Here is a 7,957-nt window from a genome sequence, read left to right on the forward strand (position 1 = left end):
GCCAACTCAGCGTCGACGCGCCCTAGAGCAGATGGTCGGCCTTGCCGGCCTTGATGTCGCGGATGAGCGTACGGAGGGCCTCACGGGTGTCCGTCACGTAGGTGTCCTCGGCGCCTGCTACGGCGATGTAGGCGTTGCCGTCTTCGTCGGTGCCTATGCGGAAGCAGGCCGAGCCCTCGGCGCAGTAGGGCTCTTCCCAGTTGATGTCAGGCATGGTGACCTTCCTGGAGCAGATGGTCGGCCTTCCCAGCCTTTATCTCGCGGATGAGCGTACGGAGGGCCTCACGGGTGTCGGTCACGTAGGCGTCCTCGGCACCTGCCACCGCGATATAGGCGTTTCCCTGACCGTCGGTACCTATGCGGAAGCAGTTGTTACCCTCCGCGCAAAAGGGATCTTCCCAAGAGATCTGAGCCATGTGGCCCTCCTCAGAGCTGACGGACGATGTGGTGAATGAAGTCCCGAGATTCGCGCACCCCGAGCGTACGGGCGTGCATCCAATCCATGTGCTCTCGGTACTTGGCGAGTTGCGCATCGGCATGAGTGAATTCGGGACCGTGAGCCGAGTCCAACTGGACGGTGTCCAATTGCGGCACAGGGCCTTCGGCGTACAGGACGGCATGCCCGGCGCCGGGGAATGCGCCTGCCTCAACAGGAAGCACCCGCACCTCAACGTTCACCAGCTCGGACACCTCGCAGAGATGCTGGAGTTGTTCCCGGGTCACAGCGCGCCCACCGAACTGCATGCGCAGGGCGGACTCATGAACGTATGCGACATAGTTGACGGGGTTGTCGCGTTCCAGAATCTGCTTGCGGTGCAGCCGGAGAACTACGCGTAGCTCCACCTCCGATTTGGACAGAGGGGGCAGCGCGGCGTCGAAGATGGCGCGTGCGTACGCACCCACTTGAAGCGGTCCGGGCAGGTGCACGGTCTGTTCGGACCGCAGCCGCGTAGCGTGCCACTCCAGCTCGGCAACGTCCAATAGCCCTTGAGGGAGGCTTCCCCTGAACTGTTCCCACCATCCGCGCTTGCGGGAGTTGGCCAGTTCGACCAGAGCGTCGACGTATTGCTGGTCTGAGCAGTCGTAGTTGCTGGCAAGTATCTGTACACGTTCAGGCGAAGTAGACCGGACGCCCAACTCCATGTTGGAGACCTTCGTTCGGTCCAAACCAAGCAACCCAGCCGCGTATTCGGTGGTTCGACCTCCCGCGACACGCATCTTGCGCAGCTCGGCACCCAGGCGCTTCTGGCGCTCTGTGGGCGTGGCCCTGGTGGGCATCGGCGCCCTCCCTCCCCACTCGGTGACGTCAGTTTGCCTGTCACACGTGGCGTCGGTCCAGTTCATGGGAGGCAATGCGCGCAAAGAGGTGGCACATGAGCCACCTACCCCTCTACAGTCAGTAACGCAACGCTTACGCTCCACGCAGTCGGAAGCGCATCGCGCGAGCCTGCCCGCGGCCTCCTCCCCTGGGAGAGGCGGGCCCGCGCCAGGGAGACAGGCCACCGGCTGCTGCGCCATCAACCACCCCTTCGCAACAGGGAGTTGCCATGCCCGCAACCGTGACCGTCTGCCCGCACCCCCTCGACACTCGTACACCGCGCGTGCCGGAAACCCTCGCCTACAGCCTCACTCTTCCCGCCGCGCTCGCCAGTCCGGCCGTCGCGCGCTCTGCCGCCCGTACGATCCTGGAAGCGCACGGCCTGTACGACGCGACCGCCGCCGCGATCCAGGTGATCGGCGAACTCGCCGCCTGTGCCTGCTTGTTCACGCCGTCCGACAGCGTCTACCTGTCGTTGCGCTATCGCGACGACGCGCTGCGCATCAGCCTTTACGACGGGCACCCACGCCATACCCACCGCCGTCTCGCGGCGGCCTGCGACGGCAGGCGGCGGACCCTGCTCCTGCTGCTGGCCTGTGTGATGCGGGCCTGCGACGGCGAGTGGGGATTCGGGGCGTCAGAGGAGCCCGGCGACGGGACGCGGATGTGGGCCGTACTGCCGCGCGAAGGGGCACGGGCGTACGGGCACGCGGCGTAATGCCGAGGGGGCGCCCGATGCCGGGCGCCCCATGGGCGTAGCGGGACGGGGTGCCGCCACCAGCGCCTACACCACCAGGCTCACCAGCGCCGCCACCGCGAACCCCGCCACCGACAGCACCGATTCCAGCACCGTCCAGGACTTCAGGGTGTCGCGTTCCGAGATGCCGAAGTACTTGGAGACCATCCAGAAGCCGCCGTCGTTCACGTGCGAAGCGAAGATCGACCCGGCCGAGATCGCCATGATGATCAGCGCCAGGTGGGCCGGTGACAGGCCCTGGCCCTCGACGAGGGGGACGACGATGCCGGCCGTGGTGACGATGGCGACCGTGGCCGAGCCCTGGGCGACGCGCAGGACGAGGGAGAGCAGGTAGGCGAGGACGATGACGGGGAGGCCGACATTGTGGAAGGTGTCGGAGAGGGCGGTGGCGACGCCGCTGCCCTTGAGGACGGCGCCGAAGACACCGCCGGCGCCGACGACCAGGATGATGTTGCCGACCGGCTTCAACGAGGCGGTGGATACGGTCTCCAGGGACGTGCGGGACCAGCCGCGGCGGACGCCCAGCAGGTAGTACGACATCAGCAGGGCGATCGTCAGGGCCACGAAGGGGTGGCCGAAGAACTCGATCACCGAGCGGCCGGGCGAGGGGGCCAGGGCGATGGAGGAGAAGGTCGCCAGGAGGATGAGGAGCAGCGGGGTGCCGATGATGGTGAGGACGGTGCCCAGGGAGACCGGCGCCTCGTGCGGCTTGACGCCGGCCGCGGCCTTTTCCGCGGTGACCGCGGCCCTGGCCTCCTCGGCAGCCTCGACCATGTCCTGCGGGACGCCGACGAAGAGGCGCTTGCCGATCCAGGCCGCGTAGCCCCAGGCGGCGAGCACCGCGGGGATGCCGCAGATGAGGCCCATGAGGATGATCCAGCCCAGGTCGACCTTGAAGAGGCCGGCGGCGGCCACCGGGCCGGGGTGCGGCGGCAGGAAGGCATGCGTCATGGAGAGGCCCGCGAGGAGCGGCATGCAGTAGAGGAGGATCGACTTGCCAGACCTCTTCGCCGCCGCGTAGACGATCGGGGCGAGGACGAAGATGCCGACGTCGAAGAAGACCGGTATGCCGAAGATGAGGCCGGTCAGGCCCATGGCGAGGGGTTCGCGCCGCTCGCCGAAGAGGCGGAGCAGCCGGGTGCTCAACACCTCGGCACCGCCGGAGACTTCGAGGATCGCACCGAGCATGGTGCCCAGGCCGATGATGATGGCGACATGCCCGAGGATGCCGCCCATGCCGGTCTCGATCAGCGAGACCGCGTCGGACTTCTGGACCGTCCCGAAGAGTTCGGTGACCGAGAGCCCGGCGGCCAGGCCCACCGCGAGGGAGACGGTCAGCAGCGCGACGAACGGCTGCAGCCGGACCTTGATGATCAGGACGAGGAGCAGGGCGATGCCCAGGGCGGCGACCGTCAGGAGCCCGGCGGTGCCCGGTATCAGGGCGAGCAGCCCACCGGTGTGGGGTGGTGGTGGCGAGGTGGCCGGGGTGGCCGGGGTGGCCGGGGTGGCGGTCGTGGCGGCCGAGGCGGTTGTGGCGGCGAGGAACATGGGGGAACTCCGGTGGCAGTCAGAGGATTTCCAGGTAGGGGGGACCGCGGCAGGGCGCCCCGTCGGTGCGGGGTGCCCTGCCGTGCGGCAGATGGTGCGGACGGACCAGCGGACGGACCAGCGGACGTACTGGACGCACTAGACGTACTAAAGGCACAGCGGATGGCTCACTAAGGCACTGCGGATGGCTCGCTGAGAGCTCTGCGGATGGCTCGCCGAGGGCTTTGCGGACGGCTCAGCTCAGGACGGCGAGGGCGTCGATCTCGATGAGGAGGCCCTTGGGCAGACCGACGTAGACGGTGGTGCGGGCGGCGGGGGCCTCCTTGAGGCCCTGCTCCTCGAAGTAGGAGTTGTAGATCTCGTTCATCTCGGCGAAGTGCGCCACGTCGGTGAGGTAGACGCGGATCATCATCGCGTCGTCCCAACTGGCGCCGCCCTCTTCGAGGATGGCCTTGACGTTGGCGAGGGTCTGCAGGGTCTGCTCGCGCAGGGTGGGGCCGGCCGGGGTGGGGGCCTGGCCCTCGACGGCGGGCAGGAAGCCGACCTGGCCCGCGACCTGGAGGAAGTTGCCCTTCTTGACGCCGTGGGAGAACTTCGCGGGCGGGGTGGTGTGGGTGGCCGGGGTGAGTGCGGTCTTCTCGGTCATGGTGTTCAGGCTTCCTGTGCGGGGCCGGTGGGTGGCTGGGGGACGGCGGTTCCGGAGTACTCCCGGCTGATGGCGTCGGCGGTGCGGCGGACCTGCGGGAGCAGTCTGAGGAGTTCCTCGGCGCTGACGACGACATTCGGTGCGGAGACCGACATGGCGGCGACCAGGCGCCCGTCCGCACCGCGGACGGGGGCCGAGACGCAGTTGATGGACTCCTCGTGGCCACCGAGGTCGGTGGCCCAGCCCTGTTCGCGGACCTTGGCCAGCTCGGCGAGGAACGCCGTGGCGTGGGGCGTCGAACGGGACGTGTAGAGGGGGTAGTCGAGCTTCTCCGCGAGAGCGCGGCGCTCGGGTTCGGGGAGGTCGGCGAGGAGCAGCTTGGCGACCGCGGCGACCGTGATCGCGACGGGTTTGCCGATCCGCGAGTACATCCGGACCGGGTAGCGGCTCTCCACCTTGTCGATGTAGAGAACCTCGTTCTCCTCATGGACCGCGAGGTGGACGGTGTGTCCGCATTTCTCGTTGAGTTCGACGAGGTGGGGGTGGGCGATCTCGCGTACGTCGAGGCTTTCGACGGCCTGCTGGGCGAGGGCGAAGAGCCGGGCGCCGAGGCGGTAGCGCTGGTCGGACTGGCGGTAGACGAAGCCGTGTTCATGGAGGGTGCGCAGCAGCCGGAGGGCGGTGGACTTGTGGACGCCGAGCCGGTCGGCGACCTGGCCCAGGTCGGCGGGCCCCTCGGCGAGCAGCGGCAGAATGCTCAGCGCGCGGTCGACGGTCTGGCTCATGCCGGCACCTCGCTTCGACCGGCCGCCCCGTCGTCGCCCGGGGCACACCTCTCGATGGTTCTCTCGCATCGCTCGTTCACAGCGTGGGTACCTCCTCGTCGGCCCTGCGGCCGGATGCGTCGGCGTCGGCGTCGGTCCAGCCGGGACCGAGGTGCAGTCTCTCCCAGGCCGTGTCGTCGAGGGCGGCCCAGCGGTCGGCGTGCGGCCGGGCCGGCGGGGTGGCGAGATCCCCGGGGACGGTGAGGGCGGCGGCGGCCCACAGATGGCCGTGGCGGAGGCGGGCGCGGTCGGGGAGGCCGCGCAGGGTGGCGGAGAGGAAGCCGGCGGCGAAGGCGTCTCCGGCGCCGGTGGCTGCCACGAGGTCGACGTCCAGGGCGGGGACGAAGGTGGCGGTGCCGGTGACGTCGTCGTCGGCGGTGCCGGTGACGACGTCGCGGCGTCCGCCCGGCTCTCCCGTACGCCGGAACACGGTGGCGCCGGCCTTTCCCTGCTTGACGACCAGGACGTCCGGTTCCGGCAGCGCCTGGCTGATGGCCCGGGGGCCGTGCAGGCCCCAGGCGTCCCGGGCCTCGTCGTCGCCCACGAACACGAGGTCCGCGCCGCGCGCGAGGTCGAGCAGTACCCGTGCCTGCGCGGCGTCCCGCCACAGTCCCGGCCGGTAGTTGACGTCGAAGGAGAGGAGCGGGCGCCCGGGGCGGCGGGTGGTCAGCTCCTGCAGCAGGCCGAGGCAGTCCGCGGACAGCGCCGCCGTGATGCCGGACAGATGCAGGATCCGGCCGGTGTGGAGGGCGGCCGGGTCCAGGTCGGCCGCCGTCATGGCGGAGGCGGCCGAACCGGCGCGGTAGTAGGCGACTTCGTGGGTGTCGGTGGCACGGTCGCCGGCGGTGCGGAAGTAGATGCCGGTGGGGCGCAGCGGGTCGCGCCGGACATGGCCGACGTCGACGCCGCAGTCGGCGATGGCGGTCAGGAGGTGGTCGCCGAAGCCGTCGGTGCCGACCCGGGAGATCCAGCGGGTGGCGTGGCCGGTGCGGGCGAGGGTGCAGGCGACATTGGATTCGGCGCCGCCGATGGCGCGGTCGAAGGTGGGGACGTCGGCGAGCCGCCCGGGGAGACGGGGAAGGAAGGTGACCATGGACTCGCCGAGGCAGACGACATCGACGTCCGGGACGGGTGCGCCGTCCGGGCCGGTGGTGCCGCTGACGTCCGGGGGCTGGATCACGATCGGTTCCGCTCCTTCGCTGCGGTGCTTGCCGGGCCGGGAGCCGCGCGGTGTTCCGGCCGTTTCCGGCCGTGTTTCCCACCGTGTTTCCCACCATTGACCGGGCAATGGCGAGGATGTTAGACAGCGGTAAGCGATATGCGCAATGAGCGTTGCAGATGGTGCAACATGATCTTTTGAGGAGGCCCCATGGCCGGCGAACGGCTCGCGCAGGGACTCAAGGGACTCGCGGACGAACGGGTCGATCACCGCTTCAAGGGACTCCCCCCGGACGCCGACGGCAGGACCGTCGGCGAGCTGGCCGCCGAGCGCCGCAACCTCTTCGGTGACGGTTTCACCACCCCCGTCCTCGCCCTCTCCGCCGAGTCGGTCGAGCACAACCTGGCCCTCATGGAGACCTACTCCACCCGGCACGGCCTGGCCTTCGCCCCGCACGGCAAGACCTGCATGGCCCCGCAGCTCTTCGCCCGCCAACTGGAGCACGGCGCCTGGGGCATCACCGCCGCCGTCCCCCACCAGGCCCGCGTCTACCGCAGCTTCGGTATCGAGCGGATCTTCCTGGCGAACCAGGTGGTGGACGCGGCCGCGCTGCGTTGGCTCGCCGCCGAGCTGGCCGCCGACCCCGACTTCCGCTTCCTCTGCTACGTCGACTCGCTGCGCGGTATCGAGCTGATGGACACCGCGCTGCGCGAGGCCGGTGCCGTCCGCCCCGTGGATGTGGTCGTCGAGCTCGGCGCCGGGGAGGGCGCCCGTACCGGGGTCCGTACCGAGGCCGAGTGCCTCGAACTCGCCGACGCCATCGCGGGCGTGGACACCCTCCGCCTGGTCGGCGTGGCCGGCTACGAGGGCGAGGTCCCCGACGCCACCGAAGAGCGGGTGGCCGCCTGGATGCGCCGACTGGTCGCGCTGGCCGCGGAGTTCGACAAGGCGGGCCGGTTCACCGACCTCGACCAGATCGTCATCAGCGCCGGCGGCAGCGCCTGGTTCGACACGGTCGCCGAGGTCTTCGCCGAGATCCCGAAACTGTCCGCCCCGGTCCTCAAGCTGCTGCGCTCGGGCGCCTATGTCTCGCACGACGACGGGCACTACCGCCGGCTGACCCCCTTCAACCGCGTCCCGGAGGAGGGCGCCCTGCAGCCCGCCTTCCGCCTCTGGGCACAGGTCGTCTCCCGCCCCACGCCCGAGCAGGCGTTCCTCAACGCGGGCAAGCGCGATGCGGCGTACGACCTGGATCTGCCGCAGGCCCGGGTCGTACGGTCCGGCCGGGACGGCACCCTGCGCCCGGCGGACGGGCTCACCGTCACCAAGCTGTCCGACCAGCACGCCTGGGTCACCACCGAGCGGGCCGGCGACCTGGAGGTCGGCGACTGGGTCGGGCTGGGCCTGTCGCACCCCTGCACGTCCTTCGACAAGTGGCCGCTGATTCCGCTGGTCGAAGCGGACGGCACGGTCACGGACTTCATCCGCACCTTCTTCTAGGACCTGCCCGGCGGGGCCGCCCATGGCCCCGCCGGCTCCCCCGGGCCGGAGCTCCGCGCCCGCCCCCGGACGCGGGGGGGGGGGGGGCCGGCCCCCGCCCCGGCGCCTGCTGGGGGGCGCCGGGGGGGTGGGCCGGCGGGGCGGGGGGGGGCAGGGGGGCCGGGGCGGGCGGGGGGGGGGGGGAGTCGGGGCGCCGGTCCCCGCC

General features: G+C 70.4%; 9 protein-coding genes. 2 read left to right on the plus strand and 7 right to left on the minus strand.

What is annotated here, in order from left to right; translation table 11 throughout:
• Window positions 1–22: 22 nt before the first annotated feature.
• From AB0C46_RS22130 to AB0C46_RS22140, 3 genes are read right to left on the minus strand one after another with little or no spacing between them, the layout of a single operon-like run.
• On the minus strand, window positions 23–214 hold the full coding sequence (locus tag AB0C46_RS22130; protein ID WP_362829696.1) for a hypothetical protein: 192 nt from the start codon (window positions 212–214) through the stop codon (window positions 23–25).
• Window positions 207–416, minus strand: a complete 210-nt coding sequence (locus AB0C46_RS22135) for a hypothetical protein (RefSeq protein WP_362829697.1) — start codon at window positions 414–416, stop codon at window positions 207–209. The genes AB0C46_RS22130 and AB0C46_RS22135 overlap by 8 nt, the downstream gene beginning before the upstream one ends.
• A gap of 10 nt (window positions 417–426) precedes the next feature.
• Complete coding sequence (locus tag AB0C46_RS22140) at window positions 427–1,278, minus strand: helix-turn-helix transcriptional regulator (RefSeq protein WP_362829698.1); 852 nt, start codon at window positions 1,276–1,278, stop codon at window positions 427–429.
• A gap of 269 nt (window positions 1,279–1,547) precedes the next feature.
• On the opposite strand from AB0C46_RS22140, the gene AB0C46_RS22145 reads away from it, so the two are divergent.
• The gene (locus tag AB0C46_RS22145) at window positions 1,548–2,036 is read left to right on the plus strand and encodes an ATP-binding protein (protein ID WP_362829699.1); all 489 of its coding nucleotides are present in this window, start codon (window positions 1,548–1,550) and stop codon (window positions 2,034–2,036) included.
• A gap of 66 nt (window positions 2,037–2,102) precedes the next feature.
• On the opposite strand, the gene AB0C46_RS22150 is transcribed toward AB0C46_RS22145, so the two are convergent.
• The 4 genes from AB0C46_RS22150 to AB0C46_RS22165 all read right to left on the minus strand — a co-directional run bounded on the left by AB0C46_RS22150 (window position 2,103) and on the right by AB0C46_RS22165 (window position 6,273).
• Window positions 2,103–3,623 carry a gluconate:H+ symporter gene (locus AB0C46_RS22150; RefSeq protein ID WP_362829700.1) on the minus strand — a complete coding sequence of 507 codons (1,521 nt, stop codon included), beginning with the start codon at window positions 3,621–3,623 and terminating at the stop codon, window positions 2,103–2,105.
• A gap of 235 nt (window positions 3,624–3,858) precedes the next feature.
• Window positions 3,859–4,269, minus strand: coding sequence for a RidA family protein (locus tag AB0C46_RS22155; protein ID WP_362829701.1), 411 nt, complete (start codon window positions 4,267–4,269; stop codon window positions 3,859–3,861).
• 5 nt (window positions 4,270–4,274) lie between these two features.
• Window positions 4,275–5,054 carry an IclR family transcriptional regulator gene (locus AB0C46_RS22160; RefSeq protein ID WP_362829702.1) on the minus strand — a complete coding sequence of 260 codons (780 nt, stop codon included), beginning with the start codon at window positions 5,052–5,054 and terminating at the stop codon, window positions 4,275–4,277.
• Window positions 5,055–5,130: 76 nt separating this feature from the next.
• Window positions 5,131–6,273 carry a sugar kinase gene (locus AB0C46_RS22165; RefSeq protein ID WP_362829703.1) on the minus strand — a complete coding sequence of 381 codons (1,143 nt, stop codon included), beginning with the start codon at window positions 6,271–6,273 and terminating at the stop codon, window positions 5,131–5,133.
• 189 nt (window positions 6,274–6,462) lie between these two features.
• Here AB0C46_RS22165 and AB0C46_RS22170 point away from each other — a divergent pair, with 189 nt between their 5' ends.
• Complete coding sequence (locus AB0C46_RS22170; protein WP_362829704.1) at window positions 6,463–7,752, plus strand: amino acid deaminase; 1,290 nt, start codon at window positions 6,463–6,465, stop codon at window positions 7,750–7,752.
• The last annotated feature ends 205 nt before the right edge of the window (window positions 7,753–7,957 follow it).

This window comes from Streptomyces sp. NPDC048637 (assembly GCF_040650675.1).
Classification (GTDB): domain Bacteria; phylum Actinomycetota; class Actinomycetes; order Streptomycetales; family Streptomycetaceae; genus Streptomyces.

Coding starts and splice junctions, on each gene's coding strand:
- AB0C46_RS22130 (WP_362829696.1), bottom strand. CDS start 214: ATGCCTGACATCAACTGGGAAGAGCCCTACTGCGCCGAGGGCTCGGCC.
- AB0C46_RS22135 (WP_362829697.1), bottom strand. CDS start 416: ATGGCTCAGATCTCTTGGGAAGATCCCTTTTGCGCGGAGGGTAACAAC.
- AB0C46_RS22140 (WP_362829698.1), bottom strand. CDS start 1,278: ATGCCCACCAGGGCCACGCCCACAGAGCGCCAGAAGCGCCTGGGTGCC.
- AB0C46_RS22145 (WP_362829699.1), top strand. CDS start 1,548: ATGCCCGCAACCGTGACCGTCTGCCCGCACCCCCTCGACACTCGTACA.
- AB0C46_RS22150 (WP_362829700.1), bottom strand. CDS start 3,623: ATGTTCCTCGCCGCCACAACCGCCTCGGCCGCCACGACCGCCACCCCG.
- AB0C46_RS22155 (WP_362829701.1), bottom strand. CDS start 4,269: ATGACCGAGAAGACCGCACTCACCCCGGCCACCCACACCACCCCGCCC.
- AB0C46_RS22160 (WP_362829702.1), bottom strand. CDS start 5,054: ATGAGCCAGACCGTCGACCGCGCGCTGAGCATTCTGCCGCTGCTCGCC.
- AB0C46_RS22170 (WP_362829704.1), top strand. CDS start 6,463: ATGGCCGGCGAACGGCTCGCGCAGGGACTCAAGGGACTCGCGGACGAA.